This is a genomic window from Streptomyces sp. NPDC001941 (genome assembly GCF_040296945.1).
Lineage (GTDB): Bacteria > Actinomycetota > Actinomycetes > Streptomycetales > Streptomycetaceae > Streptomyces.
The window spans coordinates 25,965-47,160 of record NZ_JBEOYE010000024.1 but is presented as its reverse complement, the minus strand read 5'-3'; the positions used below and the strand labels follow the sequence as shown (position 1 = coordinate 47,160).

Sequence of the window (21,196 nt, the reverse complement as noted above, 5' to 3'; positions counted from 1 at the left end):
CCCGCCGGATCAGCCACGCACGTTCCTCCAGGACACCAGGTGCGTACTGGAGTACGGCTCGAACCGGCCCCGTTCCTGTGGCGGTCCTCGACCGGGCGCCGGGCGGGCACGCGCGGAGGGCCGGTCCCCGCCACCGCGGGGACCGGCCCTCAGGACCGTTCGTCGTGCGTGCGCCTACCGGGCGTCGGCGGGCACGTTCTTGGCCTGTTCCTTGCTCTCGCCCTTGCCCACCGGGGTCCAGGCATCGGCGAGCTCGGGGTTGGCGTCCAGCCAGGCGCGGACGGCCTCCTGCTCCTTGCCCTTGCCGGTCTCCTGGATCTTCGCCTCCAGGTCGGTGAGCTGCTTCTCGGTCATCTTGAAGTCCGAGAGCCACTTGCCGACCTCGGGGTGGTCGGCGGAGAAGCCCTTGCGCGCCAGGGTGTGCACCCCGTCGCCCTTGCCCCAGGTGCCCTGCGGGTCCTCGAGCTTCTTCAGGTCGTACGAGGAGTACGCCCAGTGCGGCGACCACAGGGTCACCACGACGGGCTCCTTCTTGTCGTACGCGCGCTTCAGCTCGGCGAGCATGCCGGGCGTGGAGCCGTCGACGACCTTGTACTCGCCCTCCAGGCCGTAGCTCTTGAGGACCTTGTCCTTGAGGATGCCCATCATCCCGGCGCTCGGCTCGATGCCGATGATGCGGCCCTTGAACTTCCCGGCCTTGCCCTTGAGGTCGGCCAGCGAGTTCACGTCCTTGACGTAGGACGGGACGGTCAGCTCCAGCGAGGTGGGGCCGTACCAGGAGCCCTTGTCCTCCAGCCGGTCCTTGTACTTCTCCCAGTACTGGGCGTGGGTGACGGGCAGCCAGGAGTCGGTCTCGAAGTCGATCTGGCCGCCGGCCATGCCGGTGTAGAGCGCTCCGGCCTCCAGCTGGCGGGCGTCGACCTTGTAGCCGCGGCGCTCCAGGAGCTCCTTCCAGAGGAAGGTGGAGGCGATGCCCTCGTCCCACGGGATGTAGCCCATGGAGATCTTCTGGCCCTTGCCGACGTTCTCGCGGCCCGAGGCCTGCTCGGACTTGGCGCCGCCGAAGACGCCCATGCCGCCCGCGACGAGCGCGAGGACGACCACGCCGACCACGGCGACGGCGGGCTGCGGGCGGTGGGACCAGATCTTCAGGCCGCCCGCCGCGGCGCGGGCCTTGGCCATCGCGCGGCGGCCCAGCGGCGAGACCTGGCGGCCCAGTGCGCCGGTCATCCGGTCCAGGTACATGGCGAGGACGACGATGGAGACGCCCGCCTCGAAGCCGAGGCCGATGTCGACGTTGCCGATGGCGCGGTAGACGGCGCCGCCGAGGCCGCCGCCGCCGACCATGCCCGCGATGACGACCATGGACAGGCCCAGCATGATGACCTGGTTGACGCCCGCCATGATGGTGGGCAGGGCCAGCGGGAGCTGGACGCGCACCAGGGTGTTGCGCGGGGTGGTGCCGAACGCCTCGGCGGCCTCGACGAGTTCCCCGTCGACCTGGCGGATGCCGAGTTCGGTCATGCGCACGCCCGGGGGCAGCGCGAAGATGATCGTGGCGATGATGCCGGGGACCACGCCGACGCCGAAGAAGATGATGCCGGGGATCAGGTAGACCATCGCGGGCATCGTCTGCATGAAGTCCAGGACCGGGCGCAGCACGGCGCTGACCGTCTTGGAGCGGGCCGCCCAGATGCCGAGCGGGACCGCGATCACCAGCGTGACGAGGGTGGCGACGAGCACCAGCGAGAGGGTCGACATGGCGTCGTCCCACAGCTCGACGGAGTCGATGAGCGCGAAGCCCGCGAAGGCGAGGACGCCCGCGAGCAGGCCGCGCAGCCACCAGGCGACCACGGCGAGGATGCCCGCGAAGAGCAGGGCGGGCGGCGCGGAGAGGACCGCGTCGATCGCGTCGTACAGACCGGTGACGACGCTGGTGACGGCGTCGAAGAGCCAGGACAGGTGGGACTGGAGCCAGTCCACACCGCTGTCGACCCACTGGCCGAGGTGGAGCCTAGGCATGCGCGGACACCTCCCGGGCGCTGCAGGAGCCGGGTTCGCCGTGCTCGTCGCCGATCAGTCCGACCAGGCTGGACTGGCGTACGACTCCGACGACCTTCCCGCCGGTCTCCTTGACGGCCACCGGGTGCGGCACGCGCGCGCTGACGGCGCACAGCTCGGCGACCAGGGTGTCGGGGGTGACGGTCTCGCAGCGGCAGTCGTCGGCGTCCGGGGCGGCCTCCTCCATGACGGCGGCGGCGGTGAGCACCCGGGCGCGGTCGACGTCCTGGATGAAGGACGCGACGTAGTCGTTGGCGGGGCGGACCAGGATGTCCTCGGCGGAGCCGAGCTGGACGATCCGGCCGTCGCGCATGACCGCGATGCGGTCGCCCAGGCGCATGGCCTCGTTGAGGTCGTGGGTGATGAAGACGATGGTCTTCTTCAGCCGCTTCTGCAGCTCCAGGAGCTGGTCCTGCATGTCGCGCCGGATCAGCGGGTCGAGCGCGCTGAAGGACTCGTCCATGAGCAGGATGTCGGCGTCGGTGGCGAGCGCGCGGGCGAGGCCCACGCGCTGCTGCATGCCGCCGGAGAGCTCGTCGGGCCAGGACTTCTCCCAGCCGCCCAGGCCGCACAGCTCCAGGGACTCGGCGGCCCGGCGCTCGCGCTCCTTGCGCGCGACGCCCTGCACCTCCAGGCCGTAGGCGGCGTTCTCCAGCACGCTGCGGTGCGGGAAGAGCGCGAAGTGCTGGAACACCATGCTGATCTTGGTGGAGCGCACGGTGCGCAGGTCCGCGGGGCTCAGCGCGGTCAGGTCGCGGCCGTCGAAGAGCACGCGCCCGGCGGTGGGCTCCAGGAGCCCGTTGAGCATCCGCAGGAGCGTGGACTTGCCGGACCCGGACAGGCCCATGACGACGAAGATCTGGCCCGGCTCGACGGTGAACGAGGCGTCGATCACCGCCGCCGTCGTGCCGTCGGCGCGCAGCTCGTCGCGGCCGGCGCCGCCTTCGAGCCTGCGGACCGCTTCCTCGGGTCGTCTGCCGAACACCTTGTACAAGTGCTCGGCCTGAAGCCTGGACACATACACCTCACGGGTCGTACCGAAAGACGGCCCGCCACCCCCGCGAGCAGGCCGTGGAGCGGGCGGGGTCGGCCCGCGTCACGTGTCCCGGATCACGGCCTGCGGCCGCAACCGGGGTGGTTGAAACCGGGACGGTGTCCGCTCCGGGGCGGCGCCTTCCCGAGCCCGGCGGGGGCAAACGGAAAAGTGACCCAGTTCACGCGGGTCCCTCTTGTACCCAGCGCCACTCCCGTCACACCCGGGCGGTGGTCCCGCGGCGCCCCTGTCAGTGGGCTGCGGCATCATTCGGGGTGTGACGCGACGCCTGATGCTCCTCGACACCGCCTCCCTCTACTACCGCGCCTACTTCGGCGTCCCCGACTCGGTCCGGGCGCCCGACGGCACCCCGGTGAACGCCGTGCGCGGCCTGCTCGACTTCATCGGCCGACTGGTCCAGGACCACCGCCCGGACGACCTGGTGGCCTGCTGGGACGACGACTGGCGGCCCGAGTGGCGGGTCTCCCTGATCCCCTCGTACAAGGCGCACCGGGTCGCCGAGGAGGTGGCGGCGGGCCCCGACCAGGAGGAGACCCCGGACACGCTGGCCCCGCAGGTCCCGGTGATCGAGGAGGTCCTCGCGGCGCTGGGCATCGCCCGGGTGGGCTCCCCCGGCTTCGAGGCGGACGACGTGATCGGCACGCTGTCGGCGCGCGCGAAGGGCCCGGTCGACATCGTGACCGGCGACCGCGACCTGTTCCAGCTGGTGGACGACGCGCGCGGGGTGCGCGTGCTCTACCCGCGCAAGGGCGTCGGCGACTGCGACCTGGTGGTGGAGGAGCTGATCGCGGAGAAGTACGGGGTGCGGGCCGACCAGTACGCGGACTTCGCGGCGCTGCGCGGCGACGCCAGCGACGGGCTGCCCGGGGTCAAGGGCATCGGCGAGAAGACGGCCGCCCAGCTGATCACGGAGTACGGCGACCTGGCGGGGGTGCGCGCGGCGGCGCAGGACCCGGCGTCCAGGCTCACGCCGGCCAAGCGGCGGGGCATCGTCGAGGCCGCGGAGTACCTGGACGTGGCGCCGAAGGTGGTGCGGGTGGCGCTGGACGCGCCGCTGGCGGACTTCGACCCGGCGCTGCCCGCGGGCCCCCGCGACCCGGCGGCGCTCGCCGAGCTGATGAAGCGCTGGGGCCTCACGGGAGCAGTTGAACGGCTGCTGGCCACGCTGGCCCGGTGAGGTGTTAGCTTAGGCAAGCCTAAGTATGCGCTGGGCGCGCGATATTTCACGGGACACTCAGGGGAGACCGCCATGGCAGAGCAGCAGGCCCGCAAGGCCCGCAAGGCCCACCTCGCACGGGTGGTGCGCACCGAGCGCCTCACGCCGCACATGGTGCGGGTGACCTTCGGCGGCGAGGGGCTGGCGGAGTTCGCCACCAACGGGCACACCGACAGCTACGTGAAGGTGCTGTTCCCGCCCGAGGGCGTGACCTACCCCGAGCCGTTCGACATCGAGCAGATCTGGGCCGACTTCCCGCGCGAGCAGTGGCCGCTCAACCGCACCTACACGGTACGGAACTGGGACCCGGCCGCGCGCGAGCTCGACGTGGACTTCGTGGTGCACGGCGACGAGGGCCTCGCGGGCCCGTGGGCGGCGCGCGCCACCCCCGGCGAGGAGGTCCACCTGCTGGGCCCCGGCGGCGACTACACGCCGGACGCGACGGCGGACTGGCACCTGCTGGTCGGCGACGAGAGCGCGCTGCCCGCCGTGGCCGCGGCCCTGGAGGCGCTCCCCGCGGGCGCCCTGGTGCACGCCTTCGTCGAGGTCTCGGGCCCCGAGGAGGAGCAGGAGATCGCCGCGCCCGAGGGCGTGTCGGTGACCTGGCTGCACCGCGGCGACGCCCCGGTGGGCGAGGCGCTGGTGAAGTCCGTACGGGAGCTTGAGTTCCCCGAGGGCCGGCTGCACGCCTTCGTCCACGGCGAGGCGGGCGTCGTCAAGGAGCTCCGCCGCCACCTGCGCCTGGAGCGCGAGGTCCCGCGCGAGCGGCTGTCGATCTCGGGCTACTGGCGCCTGGGCCAGAACGACGAGGCGTGGCGCGCGGTGAAGCGCGAGTGGAACGCCCAGGTGGAACAGGAGCAGGAGACCTCGTCTTCCTGACGCCCCCACCGCTCCTACGAATCCCAGCCCGGGCGGCGTTTGAGGACGGACCCGCAGCGGGGCCCGGCCGCCCGGGCATCTCCGACCCACCCAACTCCCCCAGCCCGTCCGGCGCTTGAGGACAGGACCGGCCCCTCACCGCCGGAGGCTTTCGGGAAGGGGCGGGTCGGGGACCCCAGGGCGCCCACCCCGGAGCCCCGCACCCCAAAGCACCCCGCCCCACGGGCCCACGCCCGCCCCGGCACCCCGCACCCCAAAGCACCCCGCCCCCGGCGCACCCCCACACGGCCCCGCCCCCTACCCCCCGTACACCCGCGCCGACGCGTCCACGTGCGCCATCCTCCGCAGCGCGTCCAGCATCGACGCCCCGAGCACCGTCCCCACCACCGTGCTCCGCACCATGTCCTCCCGGGCCACCCGGCGCGCCACGTACTCCAGGTCCACCCGGGCCACCCCCTGCGCCGCGTCCGCGTACTCCTCGATGACCGCGTCCGCGAACTCCTCCGCGCCCACCCGGGTCATCGCCGCCAGCGACGCCGCCAGCGCCTCGGCCTGCGGCTCGCAGGCGTCCACCAGCCAGCCGCGCCGCTCGATGAGCGCGGCCACCTTCGCCCGGGCCGCCACCATCGCCGCGTCACCCTCCTCCTCGTACCGCGGCAGGATCCGGTGCGCCGCCTCGCCGAGCACCTTGTGCACCGGCTGCTCCGGGTCGTCGACGGCCGCGAGCACCGCGCCGATCCCGGCCACCGAGAGCCCTCCGACGTCGAGCAGCGCCCGGATCAACCTGAGCCGCTGCTCGTGCGTCTGGTCGTACGAAGCCTGGTTCGGACTCGTCAACTGCCCGGCCGGCAGCAGCCCTTCGCGTACGTAGTACTTGATCGTCGGAACGGACACCCCGGTCCGGCGACTCAACTCCCCGATGCGCACCCTGCGTTCACCTCTCCACCCTTGCCAACGATCCACCCATCATAGATAGTCCCACTATCGGATAGCGGACAGTGCTGCTATCCATAATGACCGGGGGTCACCATGTCTCTCTCCCGCACGTCACGCACGCCCCGCCCCTTACGCCCCTCCACCTCCCCCTCCCCCTCTCCCTCCCGCACGCCCTCCCTCCGCCACACCCTCGCCACCTGGCACCGCCCCCTGGTCCTGTTCGCGGGCTCCATGGCGGTCCTCGCCGTGGTCAGCGCGGTCGGCATGGCCGTCGACGACCGCGTCCTCGTCGGCTCGCCGATCTGGTTCAAGCCCTTCAAGTTCTCGGTGTCGTTCGCCGCGTACTCCCTCTCGCTCGCCTGGATGCTCTCGCTGCTCCCCCGCGCCCGCCGCACCGGCTGGTGGGCGGGCACGGTCGTGGCGGTGGCGAGCGCGATCGAGATGGTGGCCATCACCGGCCAGGTGGTGCGGGGCACCCGGAGCCACTTCAACAACACGACCCCGTTCGACGAGACGGTGTACCAGGTCATGGCCAACACCGTCGTCGTGCTCTGGACGGCCACCCTGGTCATCGCCGTGCTGATGTTCCGCTCCGCGCTCCCCGACCGCGCGTCGAGCTGGGCCGTCCGGTGCGGCTCGCTGCTGGCCCTGGCCGGGGCCGCGCTCGGCTTCCTGATGACCCTGCCCACGGCGGAGCAGCAGCGCACCGCCTCCACGATCGTGGGCGCGCACAGCGTGGGCGTCCCCGACGGCGGCCCCTCGATGCCGCTGACCGGCTGGTCCACCACCGGCGGCGACCTGCGCGTCCCGCACTTCTTCGGGATGCACGCCCTCCAGCTCCTGCCGCTGTTCCTGCTGCTGACGGTCGCGCTCGCGCCGCGCGTCCCGGCGCTGCGGGACGCCGGGACGCGGCTGCGCCTGGTCCTGGTCGCCTCCGGCGGTTACGCGGCGCTGCTCGCCCTGCTCACCTGGCAGGCCCTGCGCGGCCAGTCGCTGGTCCACCCGGACGGCACCACCGTGGCCGCCCTCGGCGCGATCGCCCTCGTGACGCTCCTCGCCACGGCCCTGGTGCTGCGCCGTTCGCCGGCCCGGCGCGCGGACGCCGACACGGCCGTACGGGAGCCGGAGAGCGTGCCGTAGGCTTCCGTGGCTTATGGTCACGAATCGGCAAAGCCGCTCGTGGCACCCCATCCGGAGGGCACCCGGCACCGAATCATCTGCGCAACCCCCTCCCCCTGTCACAGGAGTGCGTGTGAAGGAAGCCGTGCACATCAGCGGGGCCCCACCGGCCGGTCCCGGCCTGGACGAGCTGCTCGTCCGGGTCGCCCGCGGCGACCAGGAGGCCTTCTCCTCGCTGTACGACGGGCTCAGCGGGCCCGTGCTCGGCCTCGTCCGGCACGTGCTGCGCGACCCGGCGCAGTCCGAGGAGGTCGCCCAGGAGGTGCTGGTAGAGGTGTGGCGCACCGCCGCCCGCTACCAGCCCTCCCGGGGCTCCGCCCTCGGCTGGGCCCTCACCCTGGCCCACCGCCGCGCCGTGGACCGGGTCCGCTCCGCGCAGGCCGCCGCCACCCGCGAGCAGAAGGCGGCCCTGCTCGAACGCACCCCCGCCTACGACGAGGTGGTCGAGCAGGTGGAGGCGCGGCTCGAACGCGAGCAGGTACGCCGCTGCCTGCGCACCCTGACCGAGGTCCAGCGCCAGTCGGTCACCCTCGCCTACTACCGCGGCCTCACCTACCGGGAAGTGGCCGAACTCCTCTCCGTACCGCTCGGAACCATCAAGACCCGTCTGCGCGACGGTCTGATCCGGCTCCGCGACTGCCTGGGGGTGACCGCGTGAGCGCCGCCGAACTGCACACCCTGACCGGGGCGTACGCCCTGCACGCGCTCGACGCGGACGAGCGTGCCGCGTTCGAGACGCACCTGGCGGAGTGCTCCGCCTGCACCGAGGAGGTCCACGAGCTCTCCGCCACCGCGGCGAGACTCGGCCTCGCCATGACCGAGACCCCCGCGCCGGCCTTCAAGGACGAGGTGCTGCGCAGGATCGCGACCGTGCGGCAGGACCCGCCGCACGTCACCCCCGAACCCGTCACCACCGCGGTGCCGGCCCCCCGCGCCGGCCGGACCAGGCGCGCCACCCGCTTCGCGCTCGCGGCCTGTCTCGCCGCGGCGGCCGGTCTCGGCGGCGTCGCCGTCTGGCAGCACGACGCGGCCCGCGACGCGGAGGACCGCGCGGCCCAGGCGCGCGGCGAGGCGGACGCGCTGACCCGCGTCCTCGCGGCTCCCGACGCCCGTACCACCGTGGCCCGCCTGTCGGGCGGCGCGACGGGCACGGTCGTGGTGTCGCGGCAGCAGAACCGGGCCGCGTTCCTGGCGACGGGCCTGGCCGCGCCGCCCGGGGGCCGGGTCTACCAGCTGTGGTTCGACGACGGGGGCACCATGCGCCCGGCGGGCCTGCTGGACCCGGCCCGGGGCACCGAGGCGGTCCTGATGGACGGCGCGGTGGACGGGGCGACGGGCATGGGCGTCACGGTGGAGCCGGCCGGCGGCTCCGCGCAGCCCACCTCCAACCCGGTGGCCCTGATGAACTTCGCGGCCGCCTAGCGAATGCCACACCGGACCGCCGTGCCGGAGAGGGCCGAGGGAGCCGGTACGGCACAGGGGCGGTGCGCGGGTCAGGGCCCGGGCACCGCCCCGCTCCACATCTCGGCCACCCGGGCCCGGGACGCGGCGCCCGGCACGGGCGCTCGCGGCGTGGTCGGCATGACCGGCCGGGCCCCGGCCCACGTCTCGGGCCGGGCTGCGCCCGGCTACCCCACCGAGCTGTACGCCACCACCCCGCGCAGCAGCGCGTCGACGGCCTTGCGCGCGTTCTTCGCGACCGTGGAGTCCGCCCGAGCACCGGACGAAGGGGCCGCCGCGGCGATCTGGCCCAGCACGTCGATGACCTGCTTGCACCAGCGCACGAAGTCGCCCGCGGGCATCTCCGCCTCGCGCAGCACCTCGTCCAGGCCCTTGCCCGACGCCCACTCGTAGGCCGCCCAGGCGAAGCCCAGGTCGGGCTCGCGCTGCCCGACCCCCTCCGCCTGGTTGATCTTGAACTCCTCCTCCAGGGCGTCGAGCCGGCCCCAGATCCGCACCATCTCGCCCAGCGCGGTCTTCGCCGGACCCGACGGCACCTTGGGCGCCACCGCGTCGTCCGACTGGCGCGCCTCGTACACCAGCGCCGAGACGCAGGCGGCCAGTTCGGCGGGGGCCAGGCCCTCCCACACGCCGTCCCGCAGGCACTCACTGGCCAGCAGGTCCAGCTCGCCGTAGAGCCGCGCGAGCCGCTTGCCGTGCTCGGTGACCTCGTCGCCGCGCAGGTAGTCCATCTCGGTCAGCAGCGCCACGATCCGGTCGAAGGTGCGGGCGATGGTGTTCGTCCGGCCCTCGATGCGGCGCTCCAGCTGCTTGGTGTCCCGCTGGAGGCGGAAGTAGCGCTCGGCCCAGCGGGCGTGGTCCTCGCGCTCGTCGCAGCCGTGGCAGGGGTGGGCCCTGATCTCGGTGCGCAGCCGGGCGATCTGGCGGTCGTCGGCGGCCTCGGAGCGGCCCTTGCGGTGCCGGTCGGGGACGATGTGACCGGCCTTGGAGCGCAGGGCCGAGGCCAGGTCGCGCCGGGACTGCGGGGAGCGCGGGTTGAACGACTTGGGGATGCGCATCCGCTCCAGCGGCTCCACCGGGACCGGGAAGTCGATCGAGGCGAGCCGCTTGACCTGGCGCTCGGCGGTGAGCACCAGCGGACGCGGCCCGTCGTGGTGCTCGAAGCCGCGGTGCCCGTTGGAGCGGCCCGCGGGCAGGCCGGGGTCGAGGACCAGCGCGAGTCCGGCGAACTTGCCGGTGGGCACGTGGATGACGTCGCCGGGCTTGAGCTTCTCCAGCGAGGACGCGGCGGCGGCCCGGCGCTGGGCGGCGCCCTGCTTGGCCAGGTCCGTCTCGCGGTCCTTGAGCTCGCGGCGCAGCCGCGCGTACTCCTGGAAGTCGCCCAGGTGGCAGGTCATGCCCTCCTGGTAGCCCTCCAGGCCCTCCTCGTTGCGCTGGACCTGCCGGGAGATGCCGACCACCGAGCGGTCGGCCTGGAACTGCGCGAAGGACGTCTCCAGGAGCTCGCGCGAGCGGTGCCTGCCGAACTGGTCGACCAGGTTGACCGCCATGTTGTACGACGGGCGGAAGCTGGAGCGCAGCGGGTAGGTGCGGGTGCCGGCCAGGCCCGCCAGGTGCTCGGGGTCGATGCCGCGCTGCCACAGCACGACCGCGTGGCCCTCGACGTCGATGCCGCGGCGCCCCGCGCGGCCGGTGAGCTGGGTGTACTCGCCGGGGGTGATGTCCGCGTGCTGCTCGCCGTTCCACTTGACGAGCTTCTCCAGGACCACCGAGCGGGCCGGCATGTTGATGCCGAGGGCCAGGGTCTCGGTGGCGAACACGGCCTTGACCAGGCCGCGCACGAAGAGCTCCTCGACGACCTCCTTGAAGGTCGGCAGCATGCCCGCGTGGTGGGCGGCGATGCCGCGCTCCAGGCCCTCCAGCCACTCGTAGTACCCCAGGACGTGCAGGTCCTCGGTGGGGATGGAGGCGGTGCGCTCCTCGACGATCTCGCGGACCCTGGCGCGCGCCTCGTCGTCGTTGAGCCGCAGGCCCGCGTAGAGGCACTGCTGGACGGCGGCCTCGCAGGCGGCGCGGCTGAAGATGAAGGTGATGGCGGGCAGCAGGCCCTCGGCGTCCAGCCGCTCGATGACCTCGGGGCGGCCGGGCGTCCAGATCCGGGAGCGCTGGCGGCGCTCGCGCTCGCGGTCGGCCTCGCGGACCATCTTGCCGCGGCGCCGGTCGCGCGGGTTGTACGTGCGCTGGTTCTCCATCCGGGCCAGGCGCACCAGGTCGGGGTTGACCTCGCGGCGGGAGGCGCCCCGGCCGCCGTGGTCGGTCTCCTCCTCGAACAGGTCGTACATCCGGCGCCCGGCCAGCACGTGCTGCCACAGCGGTACCGGACGGGTCTCGGAGACGATCACCTCGGTGTCGCCGCGGACGGTGTCCAGCCAGTCGCCGAACTCCTCCGCGTTGGACACGGTGGCCGACAGCGACACCAGGGTCACCGACTCGGGGAGGTGGATGATCACCTCTTCCCAGACGGCGCCGCGGAAGCGGTCGGAGAGGTAGTGCACCTCGTCCATCACCACGTACCCCAGGCCGGTGAGCGCCGGCGAGCCCGCGTAGAGCATGTTGCGCAGCACCTCGGTGGTCATGACGACCACGGGCGCGTCGGCGTTGACGCTGTTGTCACCGGTGAGCAGGCCGACCTTCTCCGCGCCGTAGCGCTTGACGAGGTCGGCGTACTTCTGGTTCGACAGCGCCTTGATGGGCGTGGTGTAGAAGCACTTGCGGCCCTGGCCCAGCGCCAGGTGCACGGCGAACTCGCCGACGATCGTCTTGCCGGAGCCGGTGGGCGCGGCGACGAGCACGCCCTTGCCGGCCTCCAGCGCCTGGCACGCCTCGATCTGGAAGGGGTCCAGGCCGAACTCGTACATCTCGCGGAACGGGGCGAGCGCGGTGGCCTGCTCGGCGGCTCGGATCCGGGCAGCGGCGTAGCGCTCTGCTGGTGAGAGGTCCTCTGTCATCTTGTCGTCGAGCCTACCCGCCCCCTCTGACACAAGGCGCGATCTTTAACGGCAGATGGGACGGGCGGGCTCACGGGGCCAGGACGCGCGCCGCCCCCGGGACGCAGCGCGCCGTCAGCGGCAGCGGGCCGAGCGGCTCCCCGTCGGCGTAGGCGGTGGTGGCGGGGGCCTCGACGGTGATCTCGCGGACCCGGTGGGTGGTGACGGCGGGGTGGCCGAGGTGGGTGCCCCGGTAGACGCGCGGGAAGACCCGCAGGAGCGTGGTGCGCGAGACGGCACCGACGACGGTGACGTCGAGCAGTCCGTCGTCCGGCTCCGCGCCGGCGCAGATGCGCATCCCGCCGCCGTAGGAGGTGCCGTTGCCGACGGCGACGAGGGTGGCCTCGACCTCGCGCACCTCCGTCCCGTCCAGGACGAGCCGGTAGGGGACGGGGGCGAGGGCGGCGAGCTCGGCGAGGATCGCCAGGTCGTACTTGAAGCGCCCGGCGGGCAGCCGCGTCCGGTTGCCCCGGTCGTTGACGCGGGAGTCGAAGCCGGAGGCGAGCACGGTGCCGAACCAGCGCCCGCCGGCCCGCCCGAGGTCGATGTCGCGCACCCGGCCCTCCTTGAGCGCCGTGGCGGCGAGCCTTCCGGCGGCGGCGGGGGCGCGCACGGGCAGGCCGAGGGTGCGCGCGAAGTCGTTGCCGGTGCCGACGGCGACCACGCCGAGCGGGGTACGGGTCCCGGCGACGGCCTGCAGCGCGAGGGAGACCAGCCCGTCGCCGCCGACGGCGATCAGCGCCCCGGTGCCGCCGGCCACGGCCTCCCTGGCCCGGCGCAGCGCGTCGTCGGCGTCCTCGCCGAGCACGGTGCGCACGGAGAACCCGGCGTCCCGCAGGGCGCGGGCGGCGGGCTGCGCGGCGTGGGCGCCCCGGCCGCGCCCGGCGGTGGGGTTGACGAAGAGGGTGATCTCGCTGGTCACCCGCCGGACCGTACCGCAAGGACCGGTTCCGGCCACACCCCCCGGGGTGAGCGGGAAGGGCCGGGACGAGCGGGAAGGACCGGAGGTGCGCGAAGGGCCCGGCCCCCACGGGGAGCCGGGCCCTTCGGGGGCCGTCGGGGCGTCAGGTGACGTCGTCGTAGCCGTTGAGCCGCTGGGCGCGGCCGGCCTCGGTGTCACCGGTGGCCTGCTCGGGCAGGGCCGTGCGCCCGGCGCTCACCGGCCGTACGTCGTCGATGTCACTCGGGGTCAGGTCCAGCTCGGAGGCCTCGTCGTCGGACAGGTGCGCGTCGGGGTTGTTGCGCACCCTGCGCCGGTCGTTGAGCAGCGAGAAGCCGACGGCCATGAAGTAGAGGACGCTGATCGGCCCGGCCAGGGCGATCATGCCGACGGGGTCCGTGGTCGGGGTGATCACGGCGCCGAAGATGAACACGCCCATGATCACGCCGCGCCACCAGCGGGCCATCCGCTTGCCGCTGAGCACGCCGGTCAGGTTGAGCATCACCAGCACGAGCGGCAGCTCGAAGGCGAGGCCGAAGACCAGCACCATGCGCAGGGTGAAGTCGAGGACGTCGGCCAGCGACAGGATGTTGGCCGACCCTTCGGGCGTGAGGCTGATGAGCACCTTCACGCTGACGGGCAGGATCAGGTACGCGAGGTAGGCACCGGCGAAGAACAGCGGTACGGCCGCGCCCACGAAGGCGTAGGTGTAGCGCTTCTCGCTGCGGTGCAGGCCGGGGGCGACGAACGCCCACAGCTGGTACAGCCAGATCGGGCTCGCGACGACCAGACCGGTCGTCAGGGAGATCTGGATGGTCGTGCTGAACGGCGCCATCAGGGTGTTGAAGGAGATGATCGCGCAGTTGCCGCCGCTGCTCGTCACGCCCGGGGGGCACTTGGGCACCGACTTCGTCAGGAACGTCATCAGCTGTTCGCTGTAGTACAGCGCCACCACCGTGACCGCCGTGATGGCGAGCAACCCCTTGGCGAGCCGGTTGCGCAGCTCACGCAGGTGCTCCACGAGGGGCATCCGGCCCTCGGGGTCCTTCTCCTGCTTGCGGGCAGACTTGAGCAACCCACGTCCTCATCTCGTGCGGCAGGCCGTCACCGCGGTCATCGCACCGGCGACGGCCCTGGGGCGTCAGCGCTTGGTGGTGTCGGTGGGCTCGGTCACGGGGCGCGAGCTGGTCACGTCGCCCGGGGCGGCCTGGATGGTGCGGGGAGCGGTCTGGTCCCCGGGGTGCGGCGGGTCCGCGGGGGCGCTCTCCTTGTCGTCCGACTTCATCGCCTTGGCCTCGCTCTTGAGGATGCGGGCCGACTTGCCCAGCGAACGGGCCATGTCCGGAAGCTTCTTCGCACCGAAGAGCAGGACGACGACGACGAGGATGAGGATGATCTCGGTGGGGCCGAGCCTACCCATAGCTGTTTACCTTCTTCACCGAGGCGACAGGGGGACTGCGTGTGGTGCCCGGCGGACCGGACACTCGTCCGGACCCCCGCGCTGCCAGCGATCGTAACCCGCAGGGGTAAACGCAGGGCAATGCCCGCGCACACTCCCGGTTGCGAACGACGGCACCGCGTGCAGGGCCGTGACCAGCAGCGTACTCCCGTACCGCAAGGCCAAGGAGAGCGCGTCCGCTACGGCAGGGTTTCGCCGGTCCTGGCCAGGTTCGTCGCCGCCTTCTCCAGGTCCTCGGCGGCCGAGTTGATCTCCCGCGTGGTGCGGGCGACCTGCCGTCCCAGGCGCTGGGCCTCGATGAACACCCGGATTCCGAGCACTCCGAGGACGGCGATCCCGAGGAACCCCAGGGCGATGGCGGTCATGGGCCAGAACATGCGCAGAGCCTAGACGCTTTCAGACGGTCGAGTGGAGCCGGAGCGTCCGTACACCGCCGCCCGTGAGGAGTTCGACGATCCGCTCCCCCGCGGGCTTGCGGACGGCGGTGCCGCACTCGGGGCAGGTGAAGGAGTAGAAGGTCGTACGGCGGCTGCCGCCGATCGCCAGCCGCAGCGCCCCCGCGGACAGCTCGAAGCGGGCCCGGCAGTCGGGGCACGCGGCCTTGAAGAGGACCGGACCCACGGCCACCGGCACTCCCGGCAGCACGGACGCCTCCGTCATGCGAACCGACTCCCTCTACTCGAGGCGCGCCGCGCCGTCGTAGGCGGCGAGCGCCTCGGTGGCCGCCCGGCGCGCACTCTCCGCGAGCTCGGTGGGCGCCGTGATCCGGCCGTCCTGCCCCAGCCGCAGCGCCAGCCTGCGCAGCGAGGCCGGGTCGGGGGTGCGCAGCGTGATGCGCAGTCCGCCGTCGGCCAGCTCCTCGGCGCTGTCGTGCGGGTAGTACTCGGCGACCCAGCGTCCGCCGGGGCCGACCTCGACCACCACCTCCGGGTCCTCGGCCGAGGGCTGCACGAGCCCCTCCGACAGGTCCCGCAGTTCGATCTCCGGCGGCGCGGACGCCTCGTCGAGCAGCCGGATCTCGGCCACCCGGTCGAGCCGGAAGGTGCGCCGGGCCTCGGACAGGCGGCACCAGGCCTCCATGTACGTGTGGCCCACGGCGAACAGCCGGATCGGGTCGACCTCGCGCTCGGTCAGCTCGTCGCGCGCGGGCGAGTAGTACTTCACCCACAGCCTGCGCCGCTCGGAGATGGCCCGGTCGACCTCGGCGAAGACGCCGCCCTCGGACTCGAAGGTCACCGACAGGCGCGCGCTGGCCCCGGCCACCTCGCCGGCGGCGGCCTCCAGCTTCGCGGTGGCGCGCAGCAGCGCCTCGCGGTCGCCCTCGCGCAGCCCGGGCAGGGTGGCGACGGCGCGCGCGGCGACCAGCAGGGCGGTCGCCTCGTCGGCGGCCAGCCGCAGCGGGGCGGCGACGTCGTCGGGGTTGTGCCACCAGATCCGGTCGCCGTCGGTGTCGATGTCGAGCAGGTCGCCGCCGCGGAAGCTGGTCCCGCACATGGGCAGCACGTCGAGGTCGGAGATCAGCTCGTCCTCGGTGATGCCGAAGGCCCGGGCGACGTCACCGACGTGCGCGCCGGGGCGCTCGCGCAGGTAGGTCACCAGGGACAGCATCCGCCGGGTCTGGTCGATCGCGTTCGCGGCCACGTTGTACGAGTCCCCCTCAGCCCTTGGCCACGGCGCGCAGCCGGTCCACCACGTCGGCCCGCAGGTCAGCGGGCTCCAGTACGACGACGTCGGGACCGAACTCCACCAGCCAGGCGTCGAGTCCGTGTCCGTACGGGATCTCCAGCTCGTCCCATCCGTCGCCCAGGTCCCGCACGGACAGGGCGCGGGCGCGCAGCGGGTAGCCGCAGCCGGAGCGCAGCCGGATGAACGCGGAGCGGGTCGCCGTCTCCCCCGCCCAGGCCTCCACCGTCTCGCGCACGGTGCTGACGTCGGGGACCTCCGCAGTGAACGCCCCGGCGCGCGAGCGCACCCGTCCGGTGATCCGGGAGAGCCGGAAGACGCGCTCGGCGGCCCGGTCGCGGTCCCAGCCGGCCAGGTACCAGTGGCCGCGCCAGCACTCCAGCGTCCACGGCTCGACGTGGCGCTGCTCGGGGCGGGCGGCGGTGGACTTGCGGTAGTCGAAGACGACCGGGCGGCGGTCGCGGCAGGCCAGCATCAGGGGCTCGAAGGCCGCCTCGTGCACCGGGATGCGCGGCTCCAGGGCGCTGTGCTGGATCTCGTACGCGTCCTCCGCCTCGGGCATCCCGGCGGCGCGGAGCTTCTGCAGGGCGCCGCTGGCGGCGCCGGCCAGCCGGGCCTGCTGCCAGACCTTGGCGGCCAGGCCGAGGGCGGCGGCCTCCTCGGCGTCGAAGTGGATGGGCGGCAGCCGGTTGGAGTCGCGGCGGGCCAGGTAGCCGGTCTCGCCGTCGAGGTTCTCGACGGTCTCGATGACCAGGCCGAGCTCTCGCAGGTCGTCCTTGTCGCGCTCGAACATGCGGTTGAACGCGTCGTCCCCCGCGGCCTCCAGGTAGGCCTCGATGGAGCCGCGCAGTTCACGCTTGCTGAGCGGACGCCGGGTCCCCAGCAGGCACAGCGCCAGATTCATCAGCCGCTCGGCCTTGGCAATGGCCATCGACGCCCCGCACCCGCCTGTTCCTGTGGAGTTCGGACTTCCCCGATGACCGTACCGCTCCGCGCTCCCGTGGCAAAAGCCGAGGGCCCTTGCCAACGGAGGCAAGGGCCCTCGGAACAGCCGGTTCCGGCCGGGCGGGGTCAGCGCTTGGCGACACCCGTCAGGTCGCAGACGAAGATCAGCGTCTCGCCCGGGGCGATGGCGCCGCCGGCGCCGCGGTCGCCGTACGCGAGGTTCGCGGGGATGATCAGCTGGCGGCGGCCGCCGACCTTCATGCCCTGCACGCCCTTGTCCCAGCCCTGGATGACCTGGCCGACACCGAGCTGGAACTGCAGCGGGGTGCCGCGGTTCCAGGAGGCGTCGAACTCCTCGCCGGTGGAGAAGGCCACGCCCACGTAGTGGACCTGGACGACGTCGCCGGCCTCGGCGACCTCGCCGTCGCCCTCCCAGACGTCCTTGATCTCAAGGTCCTTCGGCGGCTCGCCGCCCGGGAAGTCGATCTCGGGCTTCTCGATGCTCACTGCAGTGTGCTCCTCAAAAATCGTGAACCGGTCAACCGGGACAGTCTGCCATCCCGGCGGGTGCCCGGTGGGTCAGGCCTTCGCCGCGAGGATGTCCACGGTGAACACCAGCGTCGACTTGGCCGGGATCTTCTCGCTGGCCTGGTCGCCGTAGCCCTCGGCCGGCGGGATGACGAGCAGCACGCGGCTGCCGACCTTCTTGCCCGCCAGGCCCTTCTGCCAGCCCTGGATGACCTGGGCGAGCGGGAAGGAGACCGGGGCGCCACCGCGCGCGTAGCTGCTGTCGAACTCCTTGCCGTCCTTCCAGACCTTGCCCTGGTACTGGACGGTGAGGGTGTCGCTGGCCTTCACGGCCGGGCCGGTGCCCTCGATCACGTAGGTGGAGACCAGCTTCGCGGGCGCGTCCTTCTTCGGGATCTCCAGCGAGGGCGCCTTGCCGTCGGTGTTGGTGCCCACCTTCGGCAGGTCGGCGTCCTCCTGCGCGACGTTGGTGCCCTTGGCGGCGGTCGGGATGGTCGCCGCCTTCACGATGTCCATCACGAAGACGAGCGTGGACTTGGGCGGGATGTCGCCCTGGCCCTGGTCCCCGTAACCCAGCTCCGGCGGGATCGAGACCTCCAGGCGACTGCCGACCTTCTGGCCGTCCAGCGCCTTCTGCCAACCCTCGATGACACCGCCGCCGCCGACGTTCACGTCGAACGGCTGGCCGCGGTCGAAGCTGTTGTCGAACGGCTTGTCGCCCGCCCACAGCTGGCCCAGGTAGTTGACCGAGGCCTGGTCGCCCTTCTTGAGCTTGTCGCCCTTGCCCTCGCTGAGGACGTTGATCTTGAGTTCCTTCGGCGGGTCGCCCTCGCCCTTGGCCAGGGTGGGCTTCTCGCCGAACTTCTTGCCCGCGGTGACGGCGGGCAGTCCGTTGCTCATCGAGGTGGAGTTGGAGTCGGAGCCCTTGTCGTCCCCGCACGCCGCTGTCGACAACAGCAGCAGCGGGACGACGAGCAGGCCGGCAAGTCGGCGCACGTGTTCCTCAGATCTCAGACGGCACAGTGGTCAGGGCGCCCACTCTAGGACGTGCCACGGGCCCCGCACGAGGAACGTGCGGGGCCCGCGTCGCGATCGGTGACCGTCTGTCACATTCCGGCGATGAGCTTCTCCACCCGGTCGTCCACCGAGCGGAACGGGTCCTTGCACAGCACCGTGCGCTGCGCCTGGTCGTTCAGCTTCAGGTGCACCCAGTCGACCGTGAAGTCCCGGCGCTGCTCCTGGGCGCGCCGGATGAAGTCGCCGCGCAGCCGCGCCCGGGTGGTCTGCGGGGGCACCGACTTGCCCTCGAAGATCTTCAGGTCGTTGCAGATGCGGGCGGCCTGGCCCTTGCGCTCCAGGAGGTAGTACAGGCCCCGGCGACGGTGGATGTCGTGGTAGGCGAGGTCTATCTGCGCCACGCGCGGGTGCGACATGGTCATGTTGTGCTTGGCCCGGTACCGCTCGATGAGCTGGTACTTCATCACCCAGTCGATCTCGGTGCCGATGCGGTCGAGGTCCTCCGCCTCGATCGCGTCCAGGGTGCGGCCCCACAGCTCCAGGACCTGCTCGACGGTGCCGGTGCGGATGCCGCGCCGGTCGACGAAGTCCACGGCCTTCTCGTAGTACTCGCGCTGCACCTCCAGCGCGGAGGCCTCCCGCCCGCTGGCCAGGCGCACCTTGCGCTGCCCGGTGATGTCGTGGCTGACCTCGCGGATCGCCCGGATCGGGTTCTCCAGGGTCAGGTCGCGCATCACGGTGCCCGCCTCGATCATGCGCAGCACCAGGTCGGTGGCGCCGACCTTGAGCAGCATGGTCGTCTCGGACATGTTGGAGTCGCCGACGATCACGTGCAGCCGACGGTAGCGCTCGGCGTCCGCGTGCGGCTCGTCGCGGGTGTTGATGATCGGGCGCGAGCGGGTGGTGGCGGAGCTGACGCCCTCCCAGATGTGCTCGGCGCGCTGGCTGACGCAGTAGACCGCGCCGCGCGGCGTCTGGAGCACCTTCCCGGCCCCGCAGATGAGCTGACGGGTCACCAGGAACGGGATGAGGATGTCCGCGAGCCGGGAGAACTCCCCGTGCCGGGCCACCAGGTAGTTCTCGTGGCAGCCGTAGGAGTTGCCGGCGGAGTCGGTGTTGTTCTTGAACAGGTAGACGTCCCCCGCGATTCCCTCCTCGTGAAGTCGGCGTTCGGCGTCGACCAGCAGGCCTTCGAGAATGCGCTCGCCCGCCTTGTCGTGGGTGACCAGTTCGGTCACGTTGTCGCATTCGGGTGTTGCGTATTCCGGATGCGATCCCACGTCCAGGTACAGGCGGGCGCCGTTCCGCAGGAAGACGTTGCTGCTGCGGCCCCATGACACGACACGGCGGAAGAGGTAGCGCGCCACTTCGTCAGGTGACAGTCGGCGCTGTCCCCTGAACGTGCACGTGACGCCGTACTCGTTCTCCAGCCCGAAAATGCGGCGGTCCATGACTGAACATTACGCCCGATGGCCTGTGCTGAAACCGGGTTCGACGGCACCGTTTCGATCATTTTCCGATACGGCCGGTACGGCTTTGGCGAGTTCCGTCGTACGGCCGGGAACTGCGAGGACCTTCCGGGTGGCCACCAGGACCAGCAGCGCGGCGAATCCTCCGGCTCCCGCGACGGCGAAACTGGCGGTGGCCCCGGACAGTTCGACGACCGGTCCGGCGACCGCCGAGCCGACGGCCGCGCCCACCCCGAAGGTGGTCACCAGCCAGGAGAAGGCCTCCGTCACGGTGCCGCGCGGTGCGTGCCGGTCCACCACGATGAACGCGCACGCGAGCGCGGGCGCCAGGAACACCCCGGCGAGGGCGGCGAGCGCGGTCATGGCGACGGCGCCGGGGGTGAGCATCAGCGGCAGGTAGCCGACCGCGAGCAGCGCCACGATGGCGCGAAGCCGCCGCTCGGGCGCGCCGGCCCACTGTCGGGCGCCGTAGAACACCCCGCCGACCAGGGCCCCCAAGCCGAGGGCGGCCATCAGCCAGCCGTACACGGCGTCGCCGCCGTTGCCGTCGGAGTACGCCATGGCGGCGACCGCGATGGAGCCGAGGGCGAGGCCCACGAAGAAGAACGCGCCCAGCAGGGCGAGCAGGCCCCGGGAGCGCAGGGCGCCCAGCCAGTGCGCCTCGCGGGGCGCGGAGCGCCAGGTGCGGGACGGCTCGGACACCACCACGGACAGCGCGCCCAGGACGCCGAGGACGTTGATGACCAGCAGCGCGGCGGTCGGCGACCACAGGGAGGCGAGCAGGGTCACCACCAGCGGGCCGACGGTGAACATGACTTCCTGGGCGACCGCGTCCAGCGCGTACGCCCGGTGCACGTGGTCCTCGCGGCCGAGCACGCTGGGCCACAGCGCCCGCAGCCCGCCCTCCAGCGGCGGCGTGAACACACCGGCGACGACGCAGGCGAGGTACGCGACCCAGAGCGGGTCGATGCCGACGGCGGCCAGCAGCACCGTGCCGAGGGCGGACAGGACCGCGGCGGGCAGCTGCACGCGCGGCTGGCCGTACAGGTCCACGGCGCGGCCGAGCAGCGGCTGGCCGACGGCCGTGGCGACGCCGTAGGCCGCGACCAGGCCGCCCGCCAGGGCGTAGCCGCCGCCCTCGGCGCGGACGAAGAGCACGATGGCGATGGACGCGATGCCGTTGGGCAGCCGCCCCACGAGCGTGCCGAGGAGCAGCCGCATCGCGTGCGGCGCCCTCAGGATGTCGGCGTAACCGCTGGCCCCTGCGGCCATCTGCTGCCCCTCTCGCCCGGCCGGGGGCCGGATCGTCCGGCACGGCGACC

Annotated in this window: 20 protein-coding genes; 5 read left to right on the top strand and 15 right to left on the bottom strand. The window is 72.5% G+C overall.

Features of this window, described 5'->3' with window-relative positions; genetic code table 11:
- Positions 1-174: 174 nt before the first annotated feature.
- Positions 175-2,022 (bottom strand): ABC transporter permease/substrate binding protein, encoded by a 1,848-nt coding sequence (locus ABT160_RS18330; protein ID WP_351648655.1) that lies wholly within the window; start codon positions 2,020-2,022, stop codon positions 175-177.
- Positions 2,015-3,079, bottom strand: coding sequence for a quaternary amine ABC transporter ATP-binding protein (locus ABT160_RS18325; RefSeq protein ID WP_351648654.1), 1,065 nt, complete (start codon positions 3,077-3,079; stop codon positions 2,015-2,017). Before ABT160_RS18325 ends, ABT160_RS18330 begins: the two co-directional genes overlap by 8 nt.
- Positions 3,080-3,386: 307 nt before the next feature.
- Between ABT160_RS18325 and ABT160_RS18320 the strand changes: the two genes are divergently transcribed.
- Together ABT160_RS18320 and ABT160_RS18315 are read left to right on the top strand one after the other, a co-directional pair.
- Positions 3,387-4,292, top strand: coding sequence for a 5'-3' exonuclease (locus ABT160_RS18320; RefSeq protein ID WP_351648736.1), 906 nt, complete (start codon positions 3,387-3,389; stop codon positions 4,290-4,292).
- Positions 4,293-4,364: 72 nt separating this feature from the next.
- A complete protein-coding gene (locus ABT160_RS18315; RefSeq protein ID WP_351648653.1) occupies positions 4,365-5,210 on the top strand; it encodes a siderophore-interacting protein in 846 nt (281 codons plus the stop codon).
- A gap of 297 nt (positions 5,211-5,507) precedes the next feature.
- On the opposite strand, the gene ABT160_RS18310 is transcribed toward ABT160_RS18315, so the two are convergent.
- Entirely contained in the window at positions 5,508-6,137 is a 630-nt protein-coding gene (locus ABT160_RS18310; protein ID WP_351648652.1) for a MerR family transcriptional regulator, read from the bottom strand.
- Between the two features lie 240 nt (positions 6,138-6,377).
- On the opposite strand from ABT160_RS18310, the gene ABT160_RS18305 reads away from it, so the two are divergent.
- The 3 genes from ABT160_RS18305 to ABT160_RS18295 all read left to right on the top strand — a co-directional run bounded on the left by ABT160_RS18305 (position 6,378) and on the right by ABT160_RS18295 (position 8,747).
- Positions 6,378-7,286, top strand: a complete 909-nt coding sequence (locus ABT160_RS18305; RefSeq protein WP_351648735.1) for a hypothetical protein — start codon at positions 6,378-6,380, stop codon at positions 7,284-7,286.
- 112 nt (positions 7,287-7,398) lie between these two features.
- A complete protein-coding gene (locus ABT160_RS18300; RefSeq protein ID WP_351648651.1) occupies positions 7,399-7,983 on the top strand; it encodes a sigma-70 family RNA polymerase sigma factor in 585 nt (194 codons plus the stop codon).
- Positions 7,980-8,747: an anti-sigma factor gene (locus tag ABT160_RS18295; RefSeq protein WP_351648650.1), complete on the top strand. Its 768-nt coding sequence runs from the start codon at positions 7,980-7,982 to the stop codon at positions 8,745-8,747. Before ABT160_RS18300 ends, ABT160_RS18295 begins: the two co-directional genes overlap by 4 nt.
- 206 nt (positions 8,748-8,953) lie before the next feature.
- Here the strand turns inward: ABT160_RS18295 and ABT160_RS18290 are convergent, their stop codons facing one another.
- The 12 genes from ABT160_RS18290 to ABT160_RS18235 all read right to left on the bottom strand — a co-directional run bounded on the left by ABT160_RS18290 (position 8,954) and on the right by ABT160_RS18235 (position 21,146).
- Positions 8,954-11,794 carry a DEAD/DEAH box helicase gene (locus ABT160_RS18290; protein ID WP_351648648.1) on the bottom strand — a complete coding sequence of 947 codons (2,841 nt, stop codon included), beginning with the start codon at positions 11,792-11,794 and terminating at the stop codon, positions 8,954-8,956.
- Positions 11,795-11,864: 70 nt separating this feature from the next.
- Positions 11,865-12,755, bottom strand: coding sequence for a diacylglycerol kinase (locus ABT160_RS18285; protein ID WP_351648647.1), 891 nt, complete (start codon positions 12,753-12,755; stop codon positions 11,865-11,867).
- Between the two features lie 142 nt (positions 12,756-12,897).
- Positions 12,898-13,848 (bottom strand): twin-arginine translocase subunit TatC, encoded by a 951-nt coding sequence (tatC, locus tag ABT160_RS18280; RefSeq protein WP_502984257.1) that lies wholly within the window; start codon positions 13,846-13,848, stop codon positions 12,898-12,900.
- Between the two features lie 66 nt (positions 13,849-13,914).
- Positions 13,915-14,193, bottom strand: coding sequence for a Sec-independent protein translocase subunit TatA (gene tatA, locus ABT160_RS18275; protein ID WP_351648646.1), 279 nt, complete (start codon positions 14,191-14,193; stop codon positions 13,915-13,917).
- A 218-nt stretch (positions 14,194-14,411) separates the two neighbouring features.
- Positions 14,412-14,609: a hypothetical protein gene (locus ABT160_RS18270; protein ID WP_351648644.1), complete on the bottom strand. Its 198-nt coding sequence runs from the start codon at positions 14,607-14,609 to the stop codon at positions 14,412-14,414.
- A gap of 19 nt (positions 14,610-14,628) precedes the next feature.
- Positions 14,629-14,892 (bottom strand): hypothetical protein, encoded by a 264-nt coding sequence (locus ABT160_RS18265; protein ID WP_351648643.1) that lies wholly within the window; start codon positions 14,890-14,892, stop codon positions 14,629-14,631.
- A 15-nt stretch (positions 14,893-14,907) separates the two neighbouring features.
- The gene (locus tag ABT160_RS18260) at positions 14,908-15,873 is read right to left on the bottom strand and encodes a helix-turn-helix transcriptional regulator (protein ID WP_351648642.1); all 966 of its coding nucleotides are present in this window, start codon (positions 15,871-15,873) and stop codon (positions 14,908-14,910) included.
- Positions 15,874-15,889: 16 nt separating this feature from the next.
- Complete coding sequence (locus tag ABT160_RS18255; RefSeq protein WP_351648640.1) at positions 15,890-16,846, bottom strand: helix-turn-helix transcriptional regulator; 957 nt, start codon at positions 16,844-16,846, stop codon at positions 15,890-15,892.
- Positions 16,847-16,986: 140 nt separating this feature from the next.
- Positions 16,987-17,367 carry an FKBP-type peptidyl-prolyl cis-trans isomerase gene (locus ABT160_RS18250; protein ID WP_351648639.1) on the bottom strand — a complete coding sequence of 127 codons (381 nt, stop codon included), beginning with the start codon at positions 17,365-17,367 and terminating at the stop codon, positions 16,987-16,989.
- A 72-nt stretch (positions 17,368-17,439) separates the two neighbouring features.
- The gene (locus ABT160_RS18245) at positions 17,440-18,384 is read right to left on the bottom strand and encodes an FKBP-type peptidyl-prolyl cis-trans isomerase (protein ID WP_351648638.1); all 945 of its coding nucleotides are present in this window, start codon (positions 18,382-18,384) and stop codon (positions 17,440-17,442) included.
- A 110-nt stretch (positions 18,385-18,494) separates the two neighbouring features.
- Positions 18,495-19,856: a Pup--protein ligase gene (pafA, locus tag ABT160_RS18240; protein WP_351648636.1), complete on the bottom strand. Its 1,362-nt coding sequence runs from the start codon at positions 19,854-19,856 to the stop codon at positions 18,495-18,497.
- A gap of 9 nt (positions 19,857-19,865) precedes the next feature.
- Positions 19,866-21,146 carry an MFS transporter gene (locus ABT160_RS18235; RefSeq protein WP_351648635.1) on the bottom strand — a complete coding sequence of 427 codons (1,281 nt, stop codon included), beginning with the start codon at positions 21,144-21,146 and terminating at the stop codon, positions 19,866-19,868.
- Positions 21,147-21,196 lie beyond the last annotated feature (50 nt).